This window comes from Pseudoalteromonas rubra, assembly GCF_004212645.1.
In the GTDB taxonomy this organism is placed as follows: Bacteria; Pseudomonadota; Gammaproteobacteria; order Enterobacterales; family Alteromonadaceae; genus Pseudoalteromonas; species Pseudoalteromonas rubra_G.
This window is the reverse complement of the sequence record NZ_PPUZ01000041.1, coordinates 61,154-87,385: the sequence shown is the minus strand read 5'-3', so window position 1 is coordinate 87,385 and position 26,232 is coordinate 61,154. Positions and strand designations below refer to the sequence as shown.

The window sequence follows — 26,232 nt, the reverse complement described above, 5'->3', positions numbered from 1 at the left end:
TAAATAGCAAAATTTTTGCCTAGTTATCGAACATATTTTCTCGCCTCAAAATAGAACACTTAATTAAGCAAATTGGTATAATAAACTGTGTTAGAAGTACCCTTGTTAATAAAATCAGGTGGTTAACCCTGCATTTTTGCGGGTACACAGTGGTATAACCCAGGGTAAACGGGATGGAATTCGATGTTTGAAATTGTACACAGTATCGAGAGTTGTACGGTATTGGTAGTTGACGATGCAAAGGTGATCCGCAAGCTGGTAAGCGCCATATTAAAGCCTGTTTGCCGCACGGTGAGTTTTGAAAGTGCCGAAACCGCGTTAAAAGTGTGCCATAAAATTAAACCAGACTTGATCATCATGGATATTCATTTAGAGGGCATGTCCGGCCTTGAGGCGTGTCAGCAGCTTAAATCAGACCCTGAACTGGCCGATATTCCCCTGATTTTTATCACTTCTAATCAAGACCCTAAAACGCAGGAAAAGTGCTGGGATGCCGGGGCTGTGGATTTTATCGAAAAACCTTTAGTTGCCAGTACCCTGGTTAAACGGATCACCACCCACCTCAAATACAAGGTACAGGCCGATATTCTGACTAACCAGTCTTTTGTTGACGGTCTGACAGAACTCTATAACCGGCGCTTTTTTGACATCGAAATTGAGCGACTATTAAAAGACAGTTTGCGCCGTCGTGTGCCGCTGGCATTGCTGCTTATCGATATCGACTTTTTCAAAAAATTCAATGACAGCCTGGGCCACCTCGAAGGGGATCAGGCACTAAAAAGTGTGACCCGGCAGGTATCTTTGTGTGCGCGTCGCCCGGTCGACTTAGTTTGCCGCTATGGCGGCGAGGAAATCGCGGTGTTGTTACCCGACACATCCGTGCACAGCGCCCAGCAGTTTGCCAGTGACATTGTAAAAAGTATATCCGATTTGGCCATTGTCCATCCAATGTCTCCCCATAAACATGTGACTGTGAGTGTGGGCGTATCCTGCACCGGCAGTAGCAAAGCCACAACGCCGGCGCAACTGATAGCACAAGCCGATGACGCTTTGTATCACGCCAAAGAAGCAGGGCGTAACCAGTATCAGGCTTGCGTCGCCCTCGTGTCGTAAGCTTTTTCTATACACGATTACCTGAAATATCTGGCGCTGAGCCGGATACAGAGTGAGCGCGCAGCCTCATCCAGTTTGCTGCCAAATAGTTCGAAAAATGAGATGTTTTTGCGCCTGATATAGCTGATACATGCCAGCAAAAGTGCCAACCAAATGAGTTGATTTTGCCAGGCGTTAAGTGCCCATTGGCCTTGCCAGGTCAAACTGGTATTGCTAAACGGATACAAATACTCGATGGGCCACTGGTAACCATCTGGGCCTTTGGAGCCAATCAAATCAGTGAACAAGTGCAAATGTATCGCAACAAAGGACATCAGCCAGACACGCGCTTGTCTGGTGTGAGCCAATAACCCGGCGCAGGTTGCAATAGCCACGGCAAACACCAGGTTATGGCCGAAGACATGATGCCATTGTTGATAGTATCGGGTGGTCCCTGTGAGCCAGTCTATCAGCAACCCGGCACCGTCCAGATCGGGTGTCAGGCCCGCTAAGGTTATGAGTATGCGTTCACGTTTTGTTACTACAGTGCTGGCGCCGCACAGCCAGCTCATCATCAGGTGTGCACTGGGGGTCATAGGGTCCTTTGATATGTTTGTCTGGTTTACAGCTAACCACTGTTTTTACTCGCAAAGTGGCTTACAACTGTGGGCCCTGATCATCCCACTTTGACTCACTGCTTGTCTATTTTTATCTGTCGGTTTTAGTGTGCTTGATTAACCAGCAGCACCACTACAGGCATGTGCCTCACAACGAGTCACTTCATCGCCCGATTTAGTATAAACTAGCCCTATATTGGATTTAACACAGCAGTAAAAATGATCACAGCGCTACCCATTCAGGCCGTCTACAATGAACTTGTCTCGCAATTAACCACGCAACCTCGTGTGTTGTTACAGGCTCCGCCGGGGGCAGGTAAATCTACCTGGCTGCCGCTACAGCTGATGCTGGATGGGCACTTTAAACGCATCATTATGCTGGAGCCGAGGCGTCTGGCAGCGCGCAATATTGCCAGCTTTTTGGCGACGCAATTAGGCGAGCCTGTTGGTGAGCGGGTGGGGCTTAGGATCCGTCAGGAAGTAAAAGTATCCGCTCGTACTCAGCTGGAGATTGTGACCGAAGGCACATTAACGCGCCTGCTTCAGGCAGATCCTGAATTGCAGGGCGTTGATTTGCTCATTTTTGATGAATTTCACGAGCGCTCTTTGGCGGCCGATACTGCGCTGGCCTTTGCGCTGGAGTCGCAACAGGCATTGCGTGATGACTTGCATGTACTGGTGATGTCGGCAACGCTCGACAGTGAGCGGTATCAAACGTTTTTATCCTGTCCGCTGGTGCGCTCAGATGGACGCAGCTTTGCAATTGACGAAGTGTATGTGCCGCTCAAAGATGAAAGCCGCTGGCTGGAGCAAATCCCGCCAATGGTCCGTCAGGCCTTACACGAGCAGAGCGGTAGTATTCTGGTCTTTTTACCCGGGCAAAAAGAAATTCGCTATGTTGCAGATGCCCTGCAGGATACGCTCTCATCTTACCCCGAACTGATACTGGCAACGCTATCTGGCGATCAGGATAAGCAAGCTCAGCAGGCGGCGATTGAGCCGGCACCTGCTGGTAAGCGCAAAGTGGTGTTGACCACCAACGTCGCCGAAACCTCATTAACGATAGAAGGGATCCGCATCGTTGTTGACAGCGGTAAACGGCGGGCTGCTCAGTATAATTTGCGCACCGGTGTGAGCGAACTGGTGACCCAATCTATTTCGCGTAGCTCTGCGGTACAACGAGCGGGGCGAGCAGGTCGTATCGAAGCTGGGGTGGTATATCGCCTTGGCAGCCAGGCATTGTTCGAACGCCGTGATGCCCATGACCGCCCGGATATTTTGTGCAGTGATCTGAGTGGCTTAATGTTGGAGGCCAAAGTCTGGGGCAGCGAAGTACATGAACTGGCACTGCTGGATACGCCAAGCGAGGCGCAGTTGGCCAAGGCGCAAGCCTTGCTGCTTAGTTTAGAGCTGATTGATGATCGTGACCGGGTTACAGCCCTGGGCAAGCAGGTTCAGGCACTGGGCGCGGATCCCAGATACGGGCATATGCTGTTAAAATCAAAGCAACTTGAAGCTGAATATCCGGGCATTACCCGCCTTGGTTGCTATATGATTGCGCTGTTAGAGAGCCGACTATCATCCAGCCCTGAGCTGAGCATTGCCCTGCAACAGCAAGTAGCAAAACCGCATGGTGCATTTCGTCAGCAGTTATCCTATTGGCTGCGTCGTGCCCAGCTTCAGCAAACTAAAGAAGACCTTGCGATTGAGCACTTGCCAATCGTTATTGCACTCGCGTTTCCGGATCGCCTTGCCAAACGGCGTGGACAGGGCTGGGTGCTGGCCAATGGGGCCGGTGTGAACGCGCACAAGGCATACTGGCTGGATGCCAGCTATCTGGCGATTGCCGAGCTAGGGGGGCACAAAGGTCAGCAGATCTTCAGCGCCACGGCGTTTGAGCCTAAGCAGTTACAAGCGGCTTTGCCCTACCTGTTTTCTGAGCGTGATGTATGTGAGTTTGAGCAAAAATCGGCGCAGTTTATTCATGAGCAACGCACTTACCTCGGTCACTGGGTTTACATGGCTAAGCCCGCGCAGGGACCGGTAGACACAACACTGCGCACTCAGGCCTGGTTGGCTCTGGTGCGCCAGCAAGGTCTGGCGATATTCAATGCCTATTCGGATTGTGAGGATCTTTTAATACGGATGGCACTGGCGCAGCAGTTTTATCCACAGGAGTTTCAGGACCTGGATGAAACCAGCTTACTGGCGCGCCTGGAAACCTGGCTTGCTCCTTATTTAGATGACATGCGGCAATTGCCGCAACTGAAAAAGCTCGATCTCCATACTGCTTTGCTAAGTAACTTGGAGTGGGCACAACAGCAACGCCTTAAAGCGATACTGCCACCGCGCATTACCGTACCCAGCGGTTCCAGTATACGTGTGCAGTATCAGCTGGACGGTCCGGCGCGCTTGTCGGTGCGCATGCAAGAAGTATACGGCATGAGCCACAGCCCGGTCTTGTGTGAAGGGCGAATACCGGTGCTTATGGAGCTACTTTCTCCTGCACAGCGGCCATTGCAGCTGACGCAGGATCTGGCGCACTTCTGGCAGTCCAGCTATCGTGAGGTACAAAAAGAGATGAAAGGGCGCTATCCCAAACATTTCTGGCCTGACGACCCGGCCACGGCTCAGGCGACCAATCGGGTAAAGAGCAGAATGTGATAGCAATCCAGGTGCAACATAACACAGCGAGTGTATACCGTTTTACTGATTGTATCTGCTGGCATAAATTCGCTATTTAGTTGGTTGCATTATTGCTTGGCTCGCAATGTGCTGAGCCTGTGCTATTCTCATTAGATCGCTCAAGCTGTATGACTGGCGCATGTGAAGTTAAAACACCTGCTTATCGCAACCTTTATCTTAGTGACGGCACTGCCGCTCTTTATCGGGCTGTATTCTCTTAACAGCTACATGGGCGTGCAGTATCGGGAGCAGGTGAAGTCCAATCTGAGCGCCATTTCTCAAATTGCTAAACTGCGGATCCTGGCCGGGGTTGAGCGGGCAAACGACAATGTCGCGCAAATTGCCAGCAGAACCCAATTGCGTCGCTCGCTGGTGCTTTGGAATGACACTCGCGACGCGCAATACCAGGCACACATTACCCGGATCATCAATGATGCAGCCTTAGATAGATCTTATCTTAAAAGTATTGGGGTGTTTGACCACCAGGGTCAGTTTGTGACAGCAACGCATGGGTTTGAAAAGCTCAGCAGCCTGGCGTCTGCACAATTTGAAGACCGTCCGATCCGTCTTGAGCAGCATAATGGGGTGGTGCAGCTTAGCCGGGTTGCGCCCTTGCTGCTGGACGGGCGGTTAGTGGGCTATGTTAAGGTTGACTTCTCAACTCAGTTTTTGAATCAGCTGGTCCGGGACCGCACCGGTCTGGGCCAAACCGGAGAGTGGCTGATAGCCATGCAGAACGACAATGGCGATGCGCTGTTTGCGACTCCTTTGAAATACGATCCCAAGGCGGCATTTACGCGCACAGTGGCCTTTACACAAGGCACTGTGCCCATCATACAAGCTCTGTCAGGTAATGAACTGGTGCTTGAGCAATCTCCGGATTATCGCGGTGTCCCCGTGCTGGCATCAACCCGCTATATTGACCAGTTGGGTTGGGGACTGGTGGCCAAGATGGATGAAAGCGAAGTGAATGCCATGGTGTATGCCAATCGCACGGTCATTTATGCTGCGGAACTTGGGATTGTTCTGCTGGCCGTGATTGTTGGTGTTGGCTTGTCGATCTACATTTCTCAACCGATTGAAAACCTGAAGACTTATATTGAGAAAGTCACCCATGAAGGAGAGCTGATCGATCCCCCAAGGGTGACGCGTGGCTGGCAGGAGGTTCGCGAACTGACCGCACATTTTAGTTATATGATGCACACACTCAGGGCACTGAATGAAAACCTGCAGGACAAAATTGATGAGCGCACCGCAGAGCTGACAAAGGCGAATGCCTTGCTGGAAAAAACGGCAAACCAGGATCCGCTGACAAGCCTGTTTAATCGGCGCTTTTTCACCCTGCGTTTTGAGCAGGAACTGGACCGTTCTACACGGTACGGGTGCTTGTTTGCTTTGGTTCTGCTCGATATTGATTACTTTAAAAAGATCAATGATCAGTGGGGCCATGATATGGGTGATGAGGTGCTCAAAGAGGTGGCGCGGTTCTTACTGGCATCCAGCCGTAGTTCTGATTTGGTGGCGCGCATTGGCGGCGAGGAATTCTGTATTTTGATCCCCGAATGTGAGCAGGATAAGGTGCTGGTTTATCTGGAGCGTTTGCGCTGCGACTTGACTGAGTTAAGTTTTACTGCAAAAGATACACTATTTACAATTTCGGCCAGTTTTGGTGTGGCTTTTTATCAGCCAGGCATGAAAAGTGGTAAAGTTCTTTTAAAACAAGCAGATGAAGCGCTGTATGAGGCAAAGCACGCGGGCCGTAACCGAGTGTGTATTTATCAGGGACAATTACCCAGTTAACTGACTACTTATGCTAGTGGTCTGAACACTGGCTATCAGCTCGCTCTTGAATAGTAGTATAAGCTTTTGTTATTTAGACATTTGATTGTAATTCGTCGCAATATATTTTATAACGATGCCTTTCATATTAATATTTTCATGGTAACTTAAGACTGGATGTATCTGTCAAACCAGCTTGGTCATAGCTATTTTAGTTGATTTTTTGTTAAATTAAGATTGAGTGTTTAGTTTCGCTTGTTTAACATCACTATAGCAAGTGGCTGGGCTGCACTATCCAATGAAACATAAGGAAAAAACCATGAAAGCTACTACAAAACAAATTGGTCGCCGTTTAAGTGTGAAATCAAAGAAGCTCAAACAACTGAACGGTTTTAACCTACCGCATGAAAAACTTGCTGAGGTTTTTGGCGGTGGCAGCACCGGTGATGGGCTTCAACCAAAGCAGATGCGTATTTTGAGCGCTGATAACTGCTAGTACGGAGACTTTAAAAGGACTAAACATGAATGAGTTTTATGTAGTAACCGGGTGGGCTCTGCGCTTATTACAACTAATGGTTGTCGTGTATTTGCTATATTATTTTAAGCAGCACAGATTCAGTTTGTTTTTTGGTGGCAGTGCCTCGTTGAAAACGCCCGAAGACCATAAGCTACATTCATGTTTTCTAACGGCAGTTGCTTGTCTGACCTTTTACATAATAAGTAGCCAGGTGGCTGATTTTATCTTGTTATCTGAAATGGAAAGGCTCGCTAAGATTAAAATATATTATTTTACCTTAGTGTGTACCGGCACTGCATTCGCTGCGACTTTGTATTTGTTGCACATCATCAGGGGGTGTCAGTTTTTCCCAGCTGCGCGATACTCTATCTACCTGGTTCTTTTTCTCGTATTACTTAACGCAGCTCAGCTGATGTTGCGTGGTTACTTTAATAATGACTTGCTGTTCGAGGTGTATGGCCCAGCCACCGTTGTGGCGAACCTGCTAGAGTGGCTGATTGTTATTAAATATCCATTTTATAAATTTATGGAATCCCGTATCCGTCAGGAGGCGTAATTATGTTGTTAGTCATTGCTTGTTTGGCGATACTTTTAGTTGTGGGGATCGCGATTGGTGTGTGTATTAAGGGCACCAAGTTGCACAAACCGGAGCAAAAAGTACAGGACTTTTTCATGCGCTTTCGTGCTGAAGAAGACACTAAACAAGAATTATATGATACCGCTTATAGAATAGTGATGGACCTGGGAGAGGCGCTGGACGAGCAAGATATTATCGCCCAGTGTGATGCGGTGCGCAGTGCCCATGACAGAGCGCGGGCTTTCAGAGCCAGGGCGACTGACCAACCTATACCTGAGCCTACAAGAGCCCCCGGTCAGGGCCTTAAGGTAGTCAAATAGCTTTCTTTAAAAGCTGACCTACCAAGGTAAGTCAGCGCTTTTGAATCAGTACAACTAGAAAGTAATAATGGTCGATACCGCCTCTTCTTCGGCAGTTTCTATCGACATTTTGATAGTCCGCTTTTGCCAGTCTATATCCAGCATGCCATAGTTACTGCCAGACTTGTTGATCAGGTGGCGGTTGCTGGTGGTGAGGTTTGCGATGTCTTTACTGACGACACCAACCTGACCGGTCGGGATGCTTGCACCGCTGGCAGCACAGTTACCCCATTCACCTTTCACACCATTGCCAGTCTCATCGACTTCGGTGTAACACCAGGGTTTGTCATGATCCTTGGTAATACATCCCTGGTAAGTCACTGCTGCATATTTAGCGGGGAATTGACATTGTTTGGTGTAGTTGCCATCACCTTTGGTATCGGCATAAACAGGCAAGCGTAACGGATTTTCGATGTGATAGGGCCAGTTTTGTCCAAATCCGGAAGCGGTGACCTCGTAGACTCTGGCCATCTTGCCATGGGCGTTACTGGCGGGAATATCCTTTTGAAGCAACTCACCCCAATGCTGATCCCCTGACAAGAAAATCACCGCTTTGGCGTTACCCGCATTGATAGATTTTTGCACAAGCCTTAGTAGTCGTTCACGCTCCAGCGGCACTTCAGCCCAGGATTCGTAACTGGTGCCCGACATCTCGGATTCTTGCAGGTTGCTCAGCGCTTGTTCGAACTTTTTGCCGTTGCCATAGGCACAGTAACTGCTGCGGCTACGACCCTGATATAAGGGGGGTAAAACCTGGATCCCACTGGCGATCAGTTTAATCTCAGATGGCTTGCTAAGCTCCTTTTCCAGCCATTGCCATTGCTCCTCACCCAAAATCGTGGTGTTGTCACCTTCACATTCCCCATAATTGGAAAAGGTCGGGGAGCGAAAGTAGCGGGCATCCAGCGTGATCACATGCGTTTGCTCGCCTTTTTGCCCTAGCATTTTGGCCTCATAAATTCCTGCCCGGCCATTGAGTCTGGGGTCATCGGTCGGAGCATCAAAGTGGCGCAAGTATTCCAGCTGGCTTTCAGCGCGTTTAGGATAGTGCTTGCCATCGTTGTTACGGCCAAAGTCGTGGTCATCCCAGGTGGCCATAACCGGGATTTTGGCAGCCAGAAATTTTTGGTAGTCAGCGTTACGTTTTTTGTCATCATATTTCTGACGCATGGTACTCATATCTGTGGTATCGGCGTAAATATTGTCGCCCAGCCAGAAAAACAAGTCCGGTTTATGACCTATCAGACGTGCCAGCGCAGCAGGCATATCGCCTTTTGTTTTAAAGCAGGAGCCCAGAGCGACTCGGTCGAGGCGCTTACTCTGTTGCGGGTGCGTGTGACTCAGCAGGGGCTCAGGCGCTTCGGTTGCGCACTCTTCCCAGCTACCTTGCTCGTCAACATAACACCAGGGCGTACTGTGATTGCGCGTAGAGCAACCGTAAAACTGTTCGCCTTGATAGTTGGAAGGGGTATGACAGCTTTTGCCTGTGATGGTGGTAAATTCAGGGATGGTTTCAACCCGAACATTACCCCAGCTGGATCCGTCTATGGCCTGCTTGAGGTAACACCATTGACTACCTGAGTTATTCTTATCCGTTGTGCCCTGATAACTGGCACCCAGATAGCTAAAAGTGCTCTGGCACTGATCATAGTGCACTTCCGGGGCGCTGAACGCGTGAAAAGAGCAAAGTGCAGTACTGATGCTGAGCAATAAAAGTGTTTTTTTCATTATTTTACCTGGTATTCACGCAAGCCGAGCGAGATATCGCACGCATGCGGGTCTGATTTGTTTTTCCTTTGTTAATTCGACCCAGATTATCTTTGCAAATTGCAGAGTTTGTTGCACGGGAAGCCTCTTCCAGCTGAGGAAGGCGCCATTTTAGAGACGAGATGTGAAAGAATGCTTGCAGCTATGTTTCAAAATCAAGTCGCATGGATTGATGTAGATTATTGTTGTGCTTTTTGCTTTCATTTATGTCTAAAATAAATCAATGCGTAATTGTAAAGATTGAAATGGCCTGCAGAGCCTGGTTATTTGTATTCATTATGTTGATATAGATTTTTATTTGTTGAATTTTATTTTATATGAATATTTTCATTGCTAAAAATGAACTTATGACCCTACTGGTGGATTGAGTTAGGCATTGCCCAGTATTCAGGCTGGAAGCAGTTATTAACGGGCGTTTTTGTTTTACAAATTTTTTGTTGCAAAGGTTTTTTTATTGTGGTTAAACTGGTTGTGATTTCAAAAGAAGGAAACTAAAAATGAAACTTGCAGTTAAAAAACAAAAGCTTAAGAACCTAAATGACAGCATGAATATCAATGCTAAGGAAACTATGAAAATCGCCGGTGGTGGTACAGCCACTTCTGCATTGAGTGGTTGTAAAGAAGTGCCTTGTCAACCTCACTAAATTGTACTATCGGTCTGTTTTGTTCACTTCCTTATTAGCTAATGGAAAATAAAACGCCCAGAGATACCTTTTACTTTTATCGGGCCATAAATGTGGCCCGATATATTTTTAAGCTCCCACCTTTACGTTTCCTGTGCGCTCTATTGGTCATACCTGATTGACATCAAAAACCAATCTTATATTACTAGTATCAAAGTATTAAACGGTGTAGGTTATTTAATGTATTTAAATAATTTGAATACCTTTAATAATAATTAATGCATGTCTCAGGCGCGGCTGTTGTGAAAACCTTCTCACCTTAGTTCTGCCCGTTTGTAATACGACATGGTGTATTAGCTACTGTTGGCGCAACGGATCTTTGAGTGCATTGACATCAAGGGGTTCAGGGTCACAGTGGCTGTGGTATGCATTTGCCGCTCCCCATGCCCGGAGCGGGTTTGCTTTGTGCTGTAGGAGTTCACGTGCAATTAAAAAACCGTCTGAGTATCCTTGCTGTTCTGCTTGCTGTTATTCCTTTACTTATTACCTGCTTTGTTATTGGTTTACTGGCGTATCAGGAAGGCAAAGCCGCTGTTACAAAGGAAATTGAAAATAATCTGGTGTCGCGTCGTAATGCGATGCAAACTCAGGTTGAACGTTATTTCAAAACTATCTCAGATCAGGTGGTTACACTGGCCGGCTCTACCATGGTGATTGACGCCAGTCGGGCATTTTCAGATGCATTCGCCCGTTACCCGCATGCAGGTGCCTCAGAGCATGCGTTGAAGCGATTTTATGAAACTCAGTTTCTTGAGCAGTACAAGCAAAAGAATCGTGGCGATAGCCTTAGCGTAAATGCGCTTATGAGCCAGCTGAGCCCGACGGCACGCGCGCTGCAAGCCCAGTACATTGCCGCCAACCCGAACCCGCTGGGCAGTAAAGATCAGTTACTGGATGCCGGGGACAGCAGCCCTTACAGTGCCGTGCACCGTCGTTATCACAAAGCATTACGTGAGTTTCAGGCGCGTTTTGGCTTTTACGATGTCTTTATTACTAACCCTCAGGGCGACGTGGTTTATTCGGTATTCAAAGAGCTGGACTTTGCTACGTCTTTAACCAGCGGTCCGTTTCGGGAGTCAGGTTTGGCACGTGCCTATCAGGCTGCGCGTACTCAGCAGGTACGTGAAGGGCACTTTATCGATTTTAGTCCTTACATGCCCTCTTATAACGCGGCGGCAGGATTTATCAGTTCCGCTATTCTGGCCGACGATGGTAGCTTGCTTGGCACTTTGATCTTTCAACTGCCAGTGGACGAGATTAATCGGATGCTGACGCTGGATGGCCAATGGCGTGAACAGGGGCTTGGTGACAGTGGCGAGCTTTATCTGGTGAATCAGAACAAGTTGCTGCTGAACAACAGCCGGTTTTTTGTGGAAGACTCGGATGGTTTTATTGCTCAGCTTAGAACATTTAATGTTGATAAAGCCATGGTGGATAACATTGAACAGCAGCAATCCACCATAGGTACTTTGCGGATTGACTCGCCGGGTACGCGCGCGGCGTTGGCCGGGCAAAGTGGTTTTGCCATCTTTCCCGACTATCGGTCGGTGTCGGTGGCGTCGGCCTTTGCGCCGCTCGATATTGACGGCTTGCACTGGGCCATTATCAGTGAAATTGATGAAAGCGAAGCCTTTGCGATGATTTCACAGCTGAAGTATTCCGTACTTCGCTCTTCGGTTTTATTTGTGTCTGTGGCAGCCATTATCGCCAGCCTGGTGGGCTTTTTTGTGGCGAACCGGGTAACACGCCCAGTGATAGCCGCCAGCAAAGCGATCCGTGGCATTGCAGATAACAACGACTTCAGGCTACGTGCGCCTGACGAAGGCGATGATGAGATCCGCGATTTAAGCCGTTCGGTCAACAACCTGGTCGAGCGCTTACAACAAAACTTTGCTGACTTATTACACAGTGCCCATACGCTTAAAGAAATGTCGACGGCCTTGTCTGAGCGGGTAGCGGGTCTGATTGATGGCGTGAATAAACAGTCGCTCGACTGTGAGCAATCGGCCACTGCCGGTCAGCAAATGCAACATACAGTGCAAGAAGTGGCAAGCAGTGCACTGAATACCTCAGAGCAAACTCAGCAAGTCAGCTCGCTGACCAGTCAGACTAATCAGCTGGTGGAACACTGTGCCGAAATCTCCGAGCAATTGGCAGAAGAGATGGATAAAGTCGGCGGCGTTATGAACGGGCTATCGTCGCAGAGTGAGCAGATAGGCAGTGTGCTGGATGTGATCCAGTCCATCGCCGAACAAACCAATTTGCTGGCGCTGAATGCGGCCATTGAAGCGGCGCGGGCAGGAGAGTCGGGACGTGGCTTTGCGGTCGTGGCAGATGAAGTACGGGGCCTGGCACAGCGCACCCAGCAAGCAACAGAAGAAATTGAACAGATGATCAACGCCCTGCAAAGCGGTGTTGTTGAGGCGCGTCAGTCGGTGCAGCAAAGTCGCGAGCGCTCTGTCGATAATGCGCAAACGTCCGAGCGGGCTAAGGACTCATTGATGGAGGTGTCTGGTGCGATTGAGCAGATTGTGGCAATGAATACTCAGGTTGCGACCGCCGCGGAAGAGCAGTCGGCGGTAGTTGCACAGATCAGTCAGGCCATTAGTGCCATCAGTGAAGAGGCCAATGGTAACCTGGGACGCAGTCAGGATATTGATGACCGCTCACAGCATCTTGCTAAATTGGCGGTACAACTGGACGATATCCTGGCCCGTTATCAGGTTTAGCTTTGTCCTGTCGCCACGCATCACATCAAACCGCGATGCGAGCGACAGGGTTGCTCAGTTCACACTCTGTTACGGGGCGGATCTTTGGCGATATAAGTGATCTCACTTACAGGGTGATGCTGGCTGGGCTTGTCTATCTGAACAGCAGCCAGACGCTGATAGAGGTGCGGGATCAGCAAATGCGTAAAGCGCCCGCCATCGTGTTGTGTGCTGTCCAGCCAGGCGTCGAGTTCAGCTGAGTTGGGTGGCAGGATCAGCGGGCTGGCTTTATCGTGATAACGGCGTAGCTTAGGGTGTGCCGGCAGCGTGATCACAGAGCAGGAGTAGTGCTTTTGCCCGCTGTCCGGATGGTGCCATACCTTATATAACCCGCCTAAACACAAAGCCCCGTCTGCGGCGATAAAGTCGTAATAATGGTGTGGTTTGCCCTGCACAAACTGGGTTTCACCAAACCCTTTTACCACGATAATGCAGCGACTGTAGTGGAAAGGCCGGTAGGCAGCGCTACCCTTGACATGCAGCTTATCGTAGCGGCTGTTAAAAGAGGTGTATTTGGATGGCTTAAACCCCTGTCCTGGTTGCGGGTCCAGTAGCAGCCACCAGGTTGCGTCGCTGAGTTGCCGCTGGCCGTTTTCTTCATGAACAATGCTGATGCTGTCAGTGGCCTTTTTAAAACGGCCAAAGCGCATGTCTGCTCTGGGGTTTGCGATGCCCAGCCCTGTTAAGATCTCGATCACAAAAGGGTCATCGGTGATATTTAATCGTCCACACATACTAGGCTCCCGTTGTCTTTAATCACTTTAGCTAACTTCGCGTGTAACTGCTTGATCTGGATTAACTGTTTGATACTTTCTTGACGCCTGCAAAAGGCTGCCTGGTGCGTACCATGCACAGCATGCTTGCACTTTGCTCAACAGTAATTATACTGTATAAATATACAGTTTGGGGTGTGCTATGAGCAATTTAATTGAACTACTACAGCGCCAGGATCTGGTATGGCAGGGCACCGGGCTTGCAGAGCGCCAGCAGCAAGGCGCATTGACAGCAACGGGGTTCGCTGAATTAGACAAACACCTGCAAGGCGGTTTTCCTGCCGTGGGGGTGGTCGACTTGCATACCGATCTGGGGATCGGCGAGCTAAGACTGTTATTGCCGAGCCTGATGCAGCAAAGCGGTCTGACGGCAGTGATTTCGCCGCCGGCACGGCTAAACGCCGATGCTTTACAGCGTACAGGCATGGATACCAGTAAACTGCTGGAGATCACACCTGAATGCTCACAGGAAGCGCTGTGGGCTGCTGAGCAGTGTCTGAAAAGCGGTGCCTGTAACAGTGTATTGCTCTGGCATGGTGCGTTACAGGTTCATCAGGTTAAGCGCTTGCAACTGGCGGCTCAGACAGGCGAGGCGTGTTTATACTTGTTGCGCCATGCACACCAGGCTCAGGGCACCTTGCCGGTTTCTTTAAGCCTGGGGCTTAGCCCACATGCGCGTGGCCTGAATGTCACCGTTAAAAAGCGTAAAGGCGGCTGGGCGCAGGCTCAGTTTGCATTAGATTTGTCATCGCGCTGGCCGGAACTGACCGAACACTTCCACACTCAGAGCAAAGAGATGCCACAAGCCGCGCGGCAATACCGTACAGGCAGGTAGTTACAGTGACTTTGTGGTTGTATTTACACTTTCCAGCTATTCAGCTCGATAAACTGAAAATGGCTGCACAGGTACAAACCCCCGATGGAGCGCAACCTGGCGATGACCTCAGCGCGTTGTCCCGGCCCTGCATTATTGTCGGAGGCCATGATAACCGAGTGATGCAGCTGGATCAGGCTGCCGCGCAGGCTGGTATTAAGGTGGGCATGGGGCTGGCAGGGGCCGCTGCACGCAGCTGCGAGTTGCTCGTACATCCCTATGATGAAGCTGATGAAAAGCGCACGATACGTGAAATTGCACAGTGGCTGTATTTGATCACTGCTGATATTGCTTTGTTTGCCCCTCAGGGACTGTTGCTGAAGGTCAGCGGTATGCTGGCCATGTATCGGGATTTGTCTCATTATCTGAACACACTGCACGCGCACCTGGATACGCAGTCATTCAGTTATCGTTTTGCCTGTGGCTACTCTCCGGAGGCGGCCCGGCTGCTGGCAGAGCACCATGGTACCTTAGTGAGTCAGGACCCTAAAGTGCTGGAAAGCGCTTTGCTAGGTTTGCCCCTAACGGCGTTGTCGCTGCCAGCCAAGGCGCTTGAACGATTACGCCGGGTTGGCTTTAAGACGGTGGCCGATCTGCTTGCTTTGCCTTTGGTGGAGCTGGGTAAACGCTTTGATTGCGAGCTGGTGCAGTATGTGTCCCGGTTGCGCGGCAAGGTGTCTCACCCGGTGACCTTTTATCAGAGCGAGCCGGAATTTGAGCGCCACCTGCCTTTGCTATACGAGATAGAAAACCTCGACTGGTTGAACAAGCCTTTGCTCAAATTATTGGTGCAGCAGGAACAATTTCTGCGCTTGCGCAATCGCCATGCGACACATCTCACGCTGACCTTGTATCAGCGGGATGCCGAGCCGCTGGTGTTAAGCATTGGCCGGGGAGAGGGCACAGACAGGGCCGACCTCTGGCTGACTTTGTGCGACCTTAAACTGAGTACAGTGACACTGAGTGGCCCGGTACAGGCGATAGGGCTGAAAGTGGCTCAGATGTGTCAACCCGATGAACTGATGACAGACTTATTCGCCGAGCGACGAGGCACCATGACGCCTGCCGGTCTGGTTGCGGTGCTGCAGGCCAGGTTAGGAGAGCAGGCTGTACGGGGCGTGAAAGCCTGTGACGATCTGCGCCCTGAGCGGGCCAGCGCATATTGCACACCACTGAGTGTGTCGGGGACACCCTTGTCGGGGACACCCTTGTCGGGGACACCTCTGTCGGATGATATGATGGCATCGTCTGCAATGGGCTATCTTCGGCCCGCCTTTTTGCTACCGACCATTCAGCCCTTACAGCACAAAGTGACAGTGCACCTGGGGCCTGAGCGGATCTGCACTGGCTGGTGGGATGCCCACGGGATTGAGCGCGACTATTTTGTTGCGCAGGATCAGCAGGGGCGCTGGTTATGGGTATTCAGAGACCGCCAGCAGCGCTGGTTTTGTCATGGGTTTTTCAGCTGATGGCAGTGCATAAGTCGTCCATGTTTACGCTGCCAGCTGCACGCTTGGCGGCAGAGCAATCGGCGAGCCAGGGCAAAGGCGAGCCGCCGGGTGACACTCAGCGGCCGGGTTATGCGGAGCTGTTTTGTCAGACTAACTTCTCGTTCTTACAGGGGGCATCCCGACCTGAAGAGCTGGTGCGACAGGCCGATTTCCTCGCTTACACTGCATTGGCGATCACCGATGAGTGCTCGCTGGCAGGGGTGGTCCGGGCACATACGCTGATCAAAAATCAACAGCTGGACTTACAACTGATAGTGGGCAGCCTGATGCGCTTTGAAGCCCTTGAAGTGGTGCTACTTTGCCCGGACAAAGCCGCCTACAGTGAATTATGCCGGGTGATCACCAATGCCCGGCGGCGCTCTGAAAAAGGCCACTATCAATTAGCTGAGTGGGACTTACTCTCATTGCGCCACTGCCTGCTCATTTGGTTACCGCAAGGCTGCGAGCAGGATGCGCACTGGGGTGCCTGGCTGATGCGCCATCATCAGGGCCGAAGCTGGGTTGGCATTCAGCGTCATCTGGTAAATCAGGAGCAGCGTTTTATCGCCCACTGCGAAGCACTGGCTGCCCGTTATCAGTTGCCTGTTACTGCTTGTGGCGGGGTGCTAATGCATCACAGTGAACGGCTCAGGTTACAACATACACTGACGGCCATTCGGCTTAATCAGCCGATTGAGCAGGTTAAAGGGGAGCTGCTGGTAAACGCTGAGCGGGCCCTGCGCAGCCGCGATAAGCTTGGCAAGTTGTTTAAGGCCCCCTGGCTGGCGGAGTCTTTACGCATTGCCAAGCGCTGTGCGTTTGATCTTGACTCACTGCGTTATCAGTATCCGGCAGAACTGGTTCCTGAGGGGAAAACCGCGATGCAGCATTTGCGCGCTCTGGTACAGGCCGGTCAGCAGCGGCGTTTTCCCCAGGGAGTACCTGTTGAAATTGCCCGGATCATAGACAAAGAGCTGGCATTGATTGAAGAGTTAGACTATCCCTACTTTTTCCTTACCATTCATGATCTGGTGTGCTTTGCTCGCAGTAAAGGCATTTTGTATCAGGGACGGGGCTCGGCGGCCAATTCAGTGGTGTGTTACTGTCTGGAAATTACGGCGGTAGACCCTTGCCAGGTGTCGGTATTGTTCGAGCGCTTTATCAGCAAGGAGCGTAATGAGCCACCGGACATAGATGTCGACTTTGAACACGAAAGACGCGAAGAAGTGATCCAGTACATCTATCACAAATATGGTCGTAAGCGTGCCGCACTGGCTGCAACGGTGATCAGTTATCGTTTTAAAAGTGCGCTCAGGGATGTGGGCAAGGCCCTGGGTATTGAAACCACCCAGCTGGATTACTTTATTCGCAATGTGAACCGCCGCGACCGGGGGCAAAGCTGGCAAACTCAACTGGCAGAGCTGGGCTTGCAGAGCGAGTCGCACAAAGGACAGCAGCTTATTACCCTGGTTGAAGAAATCATGGGCTTTCCCCGTCATCTTTCTCAGCATGTGGGCGGCTTTGTGATCTCGGCAGGCCCGTTGCATGATCTGGTCCCCGTCGAAAATGCCGCGATGGCAGAGCGTACGGTGATCCAGTGGGATAAGGACGACCTGGAAAGCCTCAGGCTACTCAAAGTGGATGTCCTGGCACTGGGGATGCTCAGCGCGATCCGCAAAACATTTGCGCTGATTGCCCGGCACACATCAAGACAGCTGGACCTGGCCGAGTTAACCCGCATGGGTGATGACCCTCAGGTATACAAAATGCTTCAGCGCGCAGATACCGTCGGCGTGTTTCAAATTGAATCGCGGGCACAAATGAGCATGTTACCGCGGCTAAAGCCGGCCTGTTATTACGATTTGGTGATCCAGATAGCCATTGTCAGACCCGGGCCCATTCAGGGGGATATGGTGCATCCTTTTCTGAAACGGCGTAATGGTGAGGAAGCCATTACTTATCCTTCCGAGGAGGTCAAGTCGGTCTTGTCGCGCACTATGGGCGTGCCTATTTTTCAGGAGCAGGTGATCAAACTGGCGATGGTCGCGGCTGGTTTTTCCGGTGGGGAGGCAGATCAGCTGCGCCGGGCAATGGCGTCGTGGAAAAAAAGCGGCGAGCTGATGCAGTTTAAAGAAAAGCTGATCAACGGTATGCAACAGCGCGGTTATGAGGTGAGTTTTGCTGAGCGTATTTTTGAGCAGATCTGTGGCTTTGGCGAATATGGATTCCCGGAAAGTCATTCTGCGTCTTTTGCTGTGCTGGCTTATGCATCAGCCTGGCTAAAATACTACTATCCGGCCATGTTTTATACTGCCTTGCTTAATAGTCTGCCAATGGGGTTTTACAGCGCCTCTCAACTGATCCAGGACGCCAGGCGCCATCAGATAGAGGTGCTGCCGGTATGTGTTAACGCTTCTGAGTACGACCATCATATTTGTCAGCAGCACGACAAGTTTGCAATTCGCCTGGGCCTGCGTCTGGTTAAAGGGCTACAGCGTCACAGTGCAGAGCAGCTACTGGCTGCCCGGCCAGACACTGGTTTTTCTGATATGTCAGCGTTACAGCGTCTCGGACTGCCTGCTAATACATTGGAAAGCCTGGCATCGGCCAATGCGCTTAAAACGTTGCAGGGCGATCGCTACGCCGCGCGCTGGGCGCTGATGGATAAGGAACACACTTTGCCTTTGTTTGCCGGGCACTCAGTTGCAGAGCCGGCATCTTGTGTGTTCCAGCCGGATGACATGGACGACCTGGTAGAAGACTATGCTGCGCTGGGCCTCACATTGGGTCAGCACCCAGTCACCTTGCTCGACAAGGCCGGTAAACTGGGGCGTTTTACGCGTATGGCGCAGCTCAGTGCCTGTCGACATAAATCTCTGGTGACGGTGGTGGGCATTGTAACTGGCAAGCAGGCACCCGGAACCGCAGGTGGCGTGACCTTTTTTACGCTTGAAGATGATACGGGTAATATCAATGTGGTGGTATGGGCAGGAACGGCACGGGCACAAAAACAGGCGTATCTCAGTGCCAAACTACTGGAAGTAAAAGGGGTTATTGAAAAAGAAGGGGAGGTGATCCATGTTATTGCTGGTCGGTTGATTGACCGCAGCGAGATACTGGGCACGTTACACAGCAAGTCACGGGATTTTCATTGAACGAGTACTGCATGTAGAGCAAGTCGCAGGTAGTGTTATCACACCTAATATGCAGACTTATCACGTTAATACATAGGATGAAACGAGCAAGGGTAGCCATCAGCCTACCCATGCGTATTGAGTACAGTCAGTTGTACATAACTTTAGCTGCGTTTAATGGATACGCTCCAGCGTGACCTTGCCGCCCGCCAAGCCTAACCCACCATTGTAGTCCAGTTTAGCGTAAAGTTTGCCACCATCGACCTTGAACTTGATGCGACCAACTCCCGCTGTGTGATGTACCTTAGCGTACTGACTGGCGCCATTCCAGTTGAAAATAGAGTACTCTTCCAGTACAGGCTCATAGCCATCACGAATACCGGAGATCATGACTTTATAAGCGCTGTTACCAGCTAATGTCATATTAGCTGGTAACGCAACCCAGCTACTGTTTGCTGGTAAGCTGATACTGGCTGTCAGTTTTCCTGGTAAATAGGTTGAGCCTGAGTCTGCGTTGGTTGTGCCGCCTATAGCTGGAACATGACCTTTAACTGTGGTGTTCTTCAGAACCACGTTATGGCTCCACCAGTCCTGGCCTGTCATGCCATTGACTGTGATTATACCGCCGTTATCACCATCAATGACCGTATAGGCACGGTTATTACTCGGTCCGCCCTGAGCAAATACGCCGTTAATGTCCAGGGTTCTTGAGTTTTTGACCTTGAATACGGTTTTTACGCCTTCAGCATAAAAGTTGCTGATTTGGTTGTTCCAGGTACGGTGATCTGCCGGGCCATAGATCTCGACACCGACCTGAGAATTCTGAACGGTTGAATTAGTGATATTGCTGCCCATAGCTGCGAGTTTAAGGCCCGTGTGTGAGCCTTCAACATAGACATTGTCGAACACGTTAACATTGTTAAACCAGCCGTTAGGTTCAATATTCCAGTATGCTGGGTCACTGCCATTACCATGCAAATGAATACCATTATTGACGTTAGCAATAAACAGATCTTCAAAGCGGCTCCAGATCACCCATTTACCGTAAATGCCATTATCAAATCCCGAAATATCCAGCTTAGAAAAATTTGAGCGATAAGAGGCGAAAGGGATATCAATCGCGGTGCCTTGTTTAAAGCTTGCTGTCTGTACCAGGGACAGATCATGTACCTCAACATTATGCGCCACTTTTAGCAGGCTGATATTGGCATTGGTGGTCAGCCTGGACAGGTTGCGCTTTTCCCCATACAGCTTAATCCGTGAGTTATGTGAACCTTTGACGCGTGTTACATCCAGAGTACTGGAAATATTAAATGTACCAGCAGGAATGTAGACACTTTTATCGTTCTGTACTGCGTAATCGATAGCAGCCTGAATTTGTGCAGAATCATCACGATTATCGTTGGCAATGGCACCAAAACGCGTGTCTGTGATTGAAATGGTGTCTGCGTCCAGAGCTGCAGCGGAAGAAGAGATCAGCAAAAGGCTGATCAAAGTCATTTTGTTATTCATAGTGGTCCTTAAGACTTATAAACTTGCCTGAGCAAGGCAGATGGGATTTTCTCGGCTGTTTTGCCGAAAAAGAGAGATAGTGTACCACTGTGGAAACAAAAAATGCATGCCTATATCATCAACCCGCGCTACTTTGAAGGCCAGTTAATGATATAGGACAGTCAATTGAGGGGCGAAAGTATTTAAGTTCTGAGCCTGAACTTGCGCACTAACTGGGCGAGCTGCTCAGCCTGTTTATTCAGCTCCTGTGCCGACAACGCGGCAACCTGAGTATCCTGTAAGGAACTCTGGCTGGATTGCTCTATTTTAGAGATATCCCGCGCCATTTCTCCAGCAACGACTGATTGTTCCTCAGTTGCTGTGGCTATCGACTGGATCATGGCGGCTATTTCAGACGCACCGCGCACAATATCATCCAGCTGGGCACCCGCAGCTTCCGCCATAGAGACACTTTGGTCAACCTGAGACACGCTGTTTTGCATTGAGCTGACGGCATGTTCGGTCTGAGACTGGATTGACTGCACCGTAGAGACCACTTCCTCAGTGGCTTTTGAGGTGCGTTCTGCCAGCGTTCTGACTTCATCGGCAACCACCGCAAAACCACGTCCCTGTTCACCAGCTCGGGCAGCTTCAATAGCAGCGTTTAATGCCAGCAGGTTAGTTTGTTCCGCTATGCTGCCAATCACGCCAATCACATTACCTATTTGGCTACTCAGCTCACCCAGGTGGGTCACGTTTTCAGCGGTTTTCTGTACGTTCTGCGAAGCGGTTTTGATCTTACTAACGGTCTGCCCAACGGTATCTCCACCTCCGGACGCCAGTGTACGTGCTTGATCGGCATGGCTGGCTGCAACTTGACTTTGCGACGCCACTTCTGAGACCGTTGCGCTCATCTCCTCAATGGCCGTGGCAACCTGAGTTGATTGGTCGGCCGACGAGCGGCTGCGCGAGGCGATTTGGTCATTGGCCTCGGCAATGTCGTGGCTTGAAGTACGAACATCGTCCACCACTTTGGCAATAGCATGCAGCAGCTCGTTCAAAGAGCGTGCCATTTTATTGGTGGCCTCGGCCAGCCCGTCAATTTCGTCCTGCCCCTTATGGGCAATGTCTCTGTCTGAGATATCACCGGCACTGATCCGCTCAGCCACTCCCAGCACCTGATTAAGTCGTGACACAATTGAGCTGCTGATCAGGTAGGCAATGGCCATACCAAGCACGGCAGCAATCAAAGTGATCACTATGATCACAATTGAGATGGCACTCAGGCCCTCTACGAGCAAGGCAAGGGCGCTGGAGGCATCGTCAATTTCTTCCTGGGCGGAGACATCCAAGATCTTCGCCACATCCTGAATATACTTTTTGTTTAGCTCATTGAGCGTGCTCGTTGCTTGCTTGTATGCCTGAGGGTCATAACTTTTGAACACGGTTGCCGCTTCGTCCTGGATGGTTTTATACATCCGCTTTATCGTCGCAATATCCTGCAATTCATTGGGCTTTTGCTCCAGTGGAATTAGCAAATTTAAATATTCCTCAAAGCTGGCAGCATCATCTTTAAAGTCAGCCTCAGCATTGGCGTTACCTGTGGTGTGAGAGATAACCGCGGCTATCATATCGCCGGCTTCGTCAACCAGCTCCAGGTAATAGCGTACGCCTGGCAGGTCGTCATTAAGTGATTCCTGTAAATCCGTTGATTGCAAGGCATCGTTAAACTCCTGCTCTTTAAGCTGATCGAGCAGAGACTCTAATTGTTCTCCAGTGGTTGATTCCAGGTGGTCAACCCGGGTTTTAATACGCTGATAAGCATCGGGGTCATATCGACCAAACACATCCTGGTTCACACGCTGGTGGTATGTGGTAATGCTTTTGAGGATATGGGCCATTTTCTCGCGGTCGGCCTGTTTGGCAGACTCATAGCGGTACAGTTCTGTATGCACTTCCTTGAATTTGCGAAATACCTCGTTGAATAGGGACTTTTTACTGACATCGCCATTCATATATTCGAGCGCGGCACTTTTGAGCTGGTGCTCGGTGTCCAGTAGCCGACTGTAGAGGATCATGCCGGGTAAGTCGTCCCCTGTGACCTCCTGTGCCCGAGCGGTTTCTGTTGAGACCTTAAACCAAACCAAAGTACTGGACATCACCATCAGTACAATGAGAACACCAAAGGCTGAGTAGAGTTTATTGCTGAGTTTCATAGGATCACCAAGTTTGAAAGAGGCGTCATCCATGGCGTACTTTTCATTGTGTTATCGTTCATAATTAAAGTCGTTAAAGGCAAAAAGGGGCAAATTTTATCTTGTGTCTGGCGTAAAATTGGCACTATCACGATAGTTATCCGGGCCTGATGTACTTATCTCTAGATCGTTCCAAATATTCAGTTAACGTGTACCCTCCTATTACTCTGGCTTACTCTAGTAAGATGTGCGTTTAGGTAATACTGAGGTTTCGGGTAAGTGCATAGAAGAGCCTGGATTAACTTATGTCTATGTTTTTGTGAGTATATCTTTTGGCGCTATGAGATATTTAATTTGAGGAATTAAATATTTCATGACGTGGTTTGTCCTCTATAGGGTTTTTTAAAATAGGGCTACCTTTTACGTCTTAACCGGGCATGGCATTTAGCCACAGAACCCTGCAGAACCAGCAGACAATTGGGGTAAGGAAATGCAATAAAGTATCTGACTTTTAAAATTTTTAGCTGTCAATATTTGCGCATTTATAACAATGGCTTCACTGTATACGCTATCGGCAATTGAACAAGTAAGTCACACTCAAAATTAAAATGGGGTGTAGCGTCACCATTGGCTGAACTGGTCAGATGTGTTAGGGTTGGGTGTTATTTCATTCAACAGGTTAAGCGTTATGGCAACACCCTTATTAAAAACCTATAAGAAGTTTAAATGGTTGCCCTTTGGCAACTGGCTATTCAGCAAAGCGGTCTGTAAGCGAGCGCCTTATTTCGGCACCATTAAGCCTAAGATCACTCACCTTAGTGAGGGGCGGATCACGGCACAAATGCCCAACAGAAAGGCGGTGCACAATCACATTGGCACTGTGCATGCGATTGCACAGTGTAACCTTGCAGAGTTATGCGCAGGGGTGGTCACAGACGCCAGTATTCCATCTAAAACGCATCGCTGGATCCCCAAAGGGATGACGGTGCAGTACCTGAAAAAAGCCGATACCGATTTACGTGCAGAAGCGACGATCCCACTCCCGCGCCAGTGGCAGGATAAAGAAGAGCTGATAGTGCCGGTTGAGGTGTTCAACAGTGACGGGGTGAAGGTATTTCATGCCGATGTCACTATGTATATTTCGGCGAAGAAGTAATGTGTAAAAAGGCCCAGCTAATATGGGCCTTTATACAGCGGCGTGGCATTAAAAGCTGTAGCGGTATTTGACTTCCGTTTGCGTGTATTCCACACCATTGGTGTATTCCAGCACCACAGCGGAGCGCTGCGTAAAGTCAAAGCGCAGGCCGACATTAATAAAAACACCATCGTCATCATCTGTAGAGTTATCCAGTAACTCATAACCTGCCTGACCATAGGCGCTAATGCGTTTGGAAAAAGCGTGTTCGTACTCACCATAAATACGGCGTGTATCTATCGTTGAGTTAGTCCGTTTAGTTGACACTTCAAACTCACCAACCTGAGCCCCCACTGCCAGGCGTCCACTACCTGTCGCACGCAGAATGTAGCCCAGATTAAAGGTGGTTTCATCAACGTCGTAATCATCTCCGAACAGGTCGTCGAACACATTCAGGCTGTCTGAGTGTTGATCGATTTTGAGCCCCATAAAGATGCCGTTAGCAAATTCATAGCTGCCTGCAATAATGAACCCCTGGGGATCTACAGAGCTTGGCGTACCTTCCAGACTGGTCTCACCATACCCTATTTCAAGGTAGCTTTTGCTCAGCTCTGCTGCCTGAGCGCCTAGAGATGCGGTAGCCAGCACTAGTCCTATTACTGCTTTATTCACTTTATATCCTTTTAATTGTTCTAATGAAATCTTATGCGTGAAATGTATCACTATTGGATACATAAGTGAAAGGCTAAGTCTATGTTTTATGTTATTAAGTGTTACTTTCTGATAACGATTGAAAGGAGAATCAGCCTTCGCTGGCCTTATCCAGTGGGGTGACATTAGATGGCTCTGCGCGATGATTAAGCTGGCCCTGGATGTGCGCGCCGGCCTGAATACTCAGCGTATCGTGTTCAATATCACCAGTTACTCTGGCGCTGGGCTCCAGCGTTACACTGTCGGCGTTGATCCCGCCCTGAACTTGGCCACGCACCTGTACTTGTTTAGCGATAATATTGCCTTCCACAAGCCCAGATTCGCCGATGATCAGTTGAGCGACATTGAGGTCACCCGTTACTTTGCCATCGATCTGAAGTTCACCATCGCAGTGGATGTTGCCTGTGATTTCGGTGTCGGGAGAAATAAGCGAGAAAGGAAATGAATTTTTCTTTTTATTGAACACGTTTGAGCACTCTTGCCAGTTTTACAGGATTTATATGCTTTTTATCCTGTAACACCTCATAATGCAAGTGTGTACTGGTACTACGACCTGTGCTGCCCATCAGTGCAATCACGTCTGACTGTTTGACTGTCTGGCCTTTTTTCACTTTGATGGTGTGTAAATGACCATAACGTGTGACGATACCGTTCGCATGTTGAATTTCAATAAACTTACCGTATCCGCCATTTTTACCCGCTCTACTGATCACCCCATCTGCCGGCGCAATGATCTGGGTTTTATGCCAGCCCGCCATATCGACCCCTTTGTGGTAGGCTCGGCGGCCCGTGATAGGGTCTTTACGAAAGCCAAACGCGCTGGAAATATAATATTTGTCGTGCGCGACGGGCATCATTTTGGGGGTGGAGTGTAATAGGTTCTCTAACTGATTGAGTTGCACTGAGTCATCGATTAGCTGGGTGTAATGTGCACTTAACAGCGTTGCATCAACCTGATGATAAGGACCACCCTGTGCGGTGTTATTGTCGCTGCTCAAAGAGAGACCCGCTTCGTTAAATCCGGCCATCAACTGGCTATGGCGCGCCGAAATAATCGCTTGCAATGTCTCAAGCAAGGCGGCCTGGGCATCGTCCAGCTCAGCGCTGTGCGTCTCGAACTCATCGCTGTCATTGATATCCCCAGCACCAGGTTGCGCATCAATGGGCTGTTGGCTTTCTGGCAGAGGCACTGCTGCGTCTGCCTGCTCTGTGATGGATGTCGGCAGGGCACTGACAATTTCACTGAGTACTGTGTGTTGCTCGTTCAAAGTAGCAAGCTGAGTTTGCTGCTGTGACAGACGTTCAGCCAGTTGTTGTTTCTCTTGTGCCCAGGCTTGTTGCTGTGTCTGAAGCTGGGCTTGCAGCGCACTGACGGTGTCTTGTTGCTTAAAAAACGCTGATGTACTGATAACTAACCAGGTAAGAGCACTACAAACCAGCACTAGCGCAATAAATTGCAACCAGCCAGGCACAACCATCAGACTAACCTGGCCATTCTGGCGCAGCATTAGCTGTTTAGGTTGAAATAATGATGTGATCAGGCGTTTGATATAGCGAAACATAACACGTAAAAATTAAAAATAAC

The 26,232-nt window shown here is 49.7% G+C and carries 20 protein-coding genes; 12 read left to right on the top strand and 8 right to left on the bottom strand.

Translation table 11 applies throughout. The features are described 5' to 3' along the window. Positions 1–183: 183 nt before the first annotated feature. Positions 184–1,113, top strand: a complete 930-nt coding sequence (locus tag C3B51_RS15765; protein WP_130245683.1) for a diguanylate cyclase — start codon at positions 184–186, stop codon at positions 1,111–1,113. A gap of 17 nt (positions 1,114–1,130) precedes the next feature. On the opposite strand, the gene C3B51_RS15760 is transcribed toward C3B51_RS15765, so the two are convergent. Further along, on the bottom strand, positions 1,131–1,688 hold the full coding sequence (locus C3B51_RS15760) for a metal-dependent hydrolase (protein ID WP_125719971.1): 558 nt from the start codon (positions 1,686–1,688) through the stop codon (positions 1,131–1,133). Positions 1,689–1,928: 240 nt separating this feature from the next. On the opposite strand from C3B51_RS15760, the gene hrpB reads away from it, so the two are divergent. The 5 genes from hrpB to C3B51_RS15740 all read left to right on the top strand — a co-directional run bounded on the left by hrpB (position 1,929) and on the right by C3B51_RS15740 (position 7,587). Then, a complete protein-coding gene (gene hrpB / locus C3B51_RS15755) occupies positions 1,929–4,373 on the top strand; it encodes an ATP-dependent helicase HrpB (protein ID WP_130245682.1) in 2,445 nt (814 codons plus the stop codon). A 162-nt stretch (positions 4,374–4,535) separates the two neighbouring features. Next, positions 4,536–6,194: a sensor domain-containing diguanylate cyclase gene (locus tag C3B51_RS15750; RefSeq protein WP_130245681.1), complete on the top strand. Its 1,659-nt coding sequence runs from the start codon at positions 4,536–4,538 to the stop codon at positions 6,192–6,194. 298 nt (positions 6,195–6,492) lie between these two features. Then, complete coding sequence (locus C3B51_RS23595; protein WP_164519267.1) at positions 6,493–6,669, top strand: hypothetical protein; 177 nt, start codon at positions 6,493–6,495, stop codon at positions 6,667–6,669. Positions 6,670–6,694: 25 nt separating this feature from the next. Next, the gene (locus C3B51_RS15745) at positions 6,695–7,246 is read left to right on the top strand and encodes a hypothetical protein (RefSeq protein WP_130245680.1); all 552 of its coding nucleotides are present in this window, start codon (positions 6,695–6,697) and stop codon (positions 7,244–7,246) included. Positions 7,247–7,248: 2 nt separating this feature from the next. Continuing rightward, positions 7,249–7,587: a hypothetical protein gene (locus C3B51_RS15740; protein WP_130245679.1), complete on the top strand. Its 339-nt coding sequence runs from the start codon at positions 7,249–7,251 to the stop codon at positions 7,585–7,587. 54 nt (positions 7,588–7,641) lie between these two features. Here the strand turns inward: C3B51_RS15740 and C3B51_RS15735 are convergent, their stop codons facing one another. Next, positions 7,642–9,354, bottom strand: coding sequence for an alkaline phosphatase D family protein (locus C3B51_RS15735; RefSeq protein WP_125719961.1), 1,713 nt, complete (start codon positions 9,352–9,354; stop codon positions 7,642–7,644). Positions 9,355–9,890: 536 nt separating this feature from the next. Here C3B51_RS15735 and C3B51_RS23590 point away from each other — a divergent pair. Then, positions 9,891–10,037: a hypothetical protein gene (locus C3B51_RS23590; protein WP_156158677.1), complete on the top strand. Its 147-nt coding sequence runs from the start codon at positions 9,891–9,893 to the stop codon at positions 10,035–10,037. Positions 10,038–10,498: 461 nt separating this feature from the next. Then, positions 10,499–12,805 (top strand): methyl-accepting chemotaxis protein, encoded by a 2,307-nt coding sequence (locus C3B51_RS15730; RefSeq protein WP_165389174.1) that lies wholly within the window; start codon positions 10,499–10,501, stop codon positions 12,803–12,805. A 59-nt stretch (positions 12,806–12,864) separates the two neighbouring features. Here the strand turns inward: C3B51_RS15730 and C3B51_RS15725 are convergent, their stop codons facing one another. Then, positions 12,865–13,578: an SOS response-associated peptidase family protein gene (locus C3B51_RS15725; protein ID WP_130245677.1), complete on the bottom strand. Its 714-nt coding sequence runs from the start codon at positions 13,576–13,578 to the stop codon at positions 12,865–12,867. Between the two features lie 181 nt (positions 13,579–13,759). On the opposite strand from C3B51_RS15725, the gene imuA reads away from it, so the two are divergent. Genes imuA through C3B51_RS15710 form a run of 3 tightly spaced genes read left to right on the top strand, consistent with a single transcriptional unit; the run spans position 13,760 to position 19,136 of the window. Continuing rightward, positions 13,760–14,452 carry a translesion DNA synthesis-associated protein ImuA gene (gene imuA, locus C3B51_RS15720; protein WP_130245676.1) on the top strand — a complete coding sequence of 231 codons (693 nt, stop codon included), beginning with the start codon at positions 13,760–13,762 and terminating at the stop codon, positions 14,450–14,452. Between the two features lie 5 nt (positions 14,453–14,457). Further along, complete coding sequence (locus C3B51_RS15715) at positions 14,458–15,960, top strand: Y-family DNA polymerase (protein WP_130245675.1); 1,503 nt, start codon at positions 14,458–14,460, stop codon at positions 15,958–15,960. Next, positions 15,960–19,136, top strand: coding sequence for an error-prone DNA polymerase (locus C3B51_RS15710; RefSeq protein WP_430929845.1), 3,177 nt, complete (start codon positions 15,960–15,962; stop codon positions 19,134–19,136). The genes C3B51_RS15715 and C3B51_RS15710 overlap by 1 nt, the downstream gene beginning before the upstream one ends. A 153-nt stretch (positions 19,137–19,289) precedes the next feature. Here C3B51_RS15710 and C3B51_RS15705 read toward each other — a convergent pair whose 3' ends face one another. Together C3B51_RS15705 and C3B51_RS15700 are read right to left on the bottom strand one after the other, a co-directional pair. Beyond that, on the bottom strand, positions 19,290–20,627 hold the full coding sequence (locus C3B51_RS15705) for a glycosyl hydrolase family 28-related protein (RefSeq protein ID WP_125719951.1): 1,338 nt from the start codon (positions 20,625–20,627) through the stop codon (positions 19,290–19,292). A 182-nt stretch (positions 20,628–20,809) separates the two neighbouring features. Continuing rightward, positions 20,810–22,822, bottom strand: coding sequence for a methyl-accepting chemotaxis protein (locus C3B51_RS15700; RefSeq protein WP_130245674.1), 2,013 nt, complete (start codon positions 22,820–22,822; stop codon positions 20,810–20,812). 667 nt (positions 22,823–23,489) lie between these two features. Here C3B51_RS15700 and C3B51_RS15695 point away from each other — a divergent pair. Next, positions 23,490–23,957 carry a hotdog fold domain-containing protein gene (locus tag C3B51_RS15695; RefSeq protein ID WP_125719946.1) on the top strand — a complete coding sequence of 156 codons (468 nt, stop codon included), beginning with the start codon at positions 23,490–23,492 and terminating at the stop codon, positions 23,955–23,957. 48 nt (positions 23,958–24,005) lie between these two features. Here C3B51_RS15695 and C3B51_RS15690 read toward each other — a convergent pair whose 3' ends face one another. The 3 genes from C3B51_RS15690 to C3B51_RS15680 all read right to left on the bottom strand — a co-directional run bounded on the left by C3B51_RS15690 (position 24,006) and on the right by C3B51_RS15680 (position 26,209). Beyond that, positions 24,006–24,608, bottom strand: coding sequence for an outer membrane beta-barrel protein (locus tag C3B51_RS15690; RefSeq protein WP_165389173.1), 603 nt, complete (start codon positions 24,606–24,608; stop codon positions 24,006–24,008). 130 nt (positions 24,609–24,738) lie between these two features. After that, entirely contained in the window at positions 24,739–25,113 is a 375-nt protein-coding gene (locus C3B51_RS15685; RefSeq protein ID WP_125719942.1) for a bactofilin family protein, read from the bottom strand. After that, entirely contained in the window at positions 25,103–26,209 is a 1,107-nt protein-coding gene (locus C3B51_RS15680) for a M23 family metallopeptidase (protein ID WP_130245672.1), read from the bottom strand. The genes C3B51_RS15685 and C3B51_RS15680 overlap by 11 nt, the downstream gene beginning before the upstream one ends. Positions 26,210–26,232 lie beyond the last annotated feature (23 nt).

Coding starts and splice junctions, on each gene's coding strand:
- C3B51_RS15765 (WP_130245683.1), top strand. CDS start 184: ATGTTTGAAATTGTACACAGTATCGAGAGTTGTACGGTATTGGTAGTT.
- C3B51_RS15760 (WP_125719971.1), bottom strand. CDS start 1,688: ATGACCCCCAGTGCACACCTGATGATGAGCTGGCTGTGCGGCGCCAGC.
- hrpB (WP_130245682.1), top strand. CDS start 1,929: ATGATCACAGCGCTACCCATTCAGGCCGTCTACAATGAACTTGTCTCG.
- C3B51_RS23595 (WP_164519267.1), top strand. CDS start 6,493: ATGAAAGCTACTACAAAACAAATTGGTCGCCGTTTAAGTGTGAAATCA.
- C3B51_RS15745 (WP_130245680.1), top strand. CDS start 6,695: ATGAATGAGTTTTATGTAGTAACCGGGTGGGCTCTGCGCTTATTACAA.
- C3B51_RS15740 (WP_130245679.1), top strand. CDS start 7,249: ATGTTGTTAGTCATTGCTTGTTTGGCGATACTTTTAGTTGTGGGGATC.
- C3B51_RS15735 (WP_125719961.1), bottom strand. CDS start 9,354: ATGAAAAAAACACTTTTATTGCTCAGCATCAGTACTGCACTTTGCTCT.
- C3B51_RS23590 (WP_156158677.1), top strand. CDS start 9,891: ATGAAACTTGCAGTTAAAAAACAAAAGCTTAAGAACCTAAATGACAGC.
- C3B51_RS15725 (WP_130245677.1), bottom strand. CDS start 13,578: ATGTGTGGACGATTAAATATCACCGATGACCCTTTTGTGATCGAGATC.
- imuA (WP_130245676.1), top strand. CDS start 13,760: ATGAGCAATTTAATTGAACTACTACAGCGCCAGGATCTGGTATGGCAG.
- C3B51_RS15710 (WP_430929845.1), top strand. CDS start 15,960: ATGGCAGTGCATAAGTCGTCCATGTTTACGCTGCCAGCTGCACGCTTG.
- C3B51_RS15705 (WP_125719951.1), bottom strand. CDS start 20,627: ATGAATAACAAAATGACTTTGATCAGCCTTTTGCTGATCTCTTCTTCC.
- C3B51_RS15700 (WP_130245674.1), bottom strand. CDS start 22,822: ATGAAACTCAGCAATAAACTCTACTCAGCCTTTGGTGTTCTCATTGTA.
- C3B51_RS15695 (WP_125719946.1), top strand. CDS start 23,490: ATGGCAACACCCTTATTAAAAACCTATAAGAAGTTTAAATGGTTGCCC.
- C3B51_RS15680 (WP_130245672.1), bottom strand. CDS start 26,209: ATGTTTCGCTATATCAAACGCCTGATCACATCATTATTTCAACCTAAA.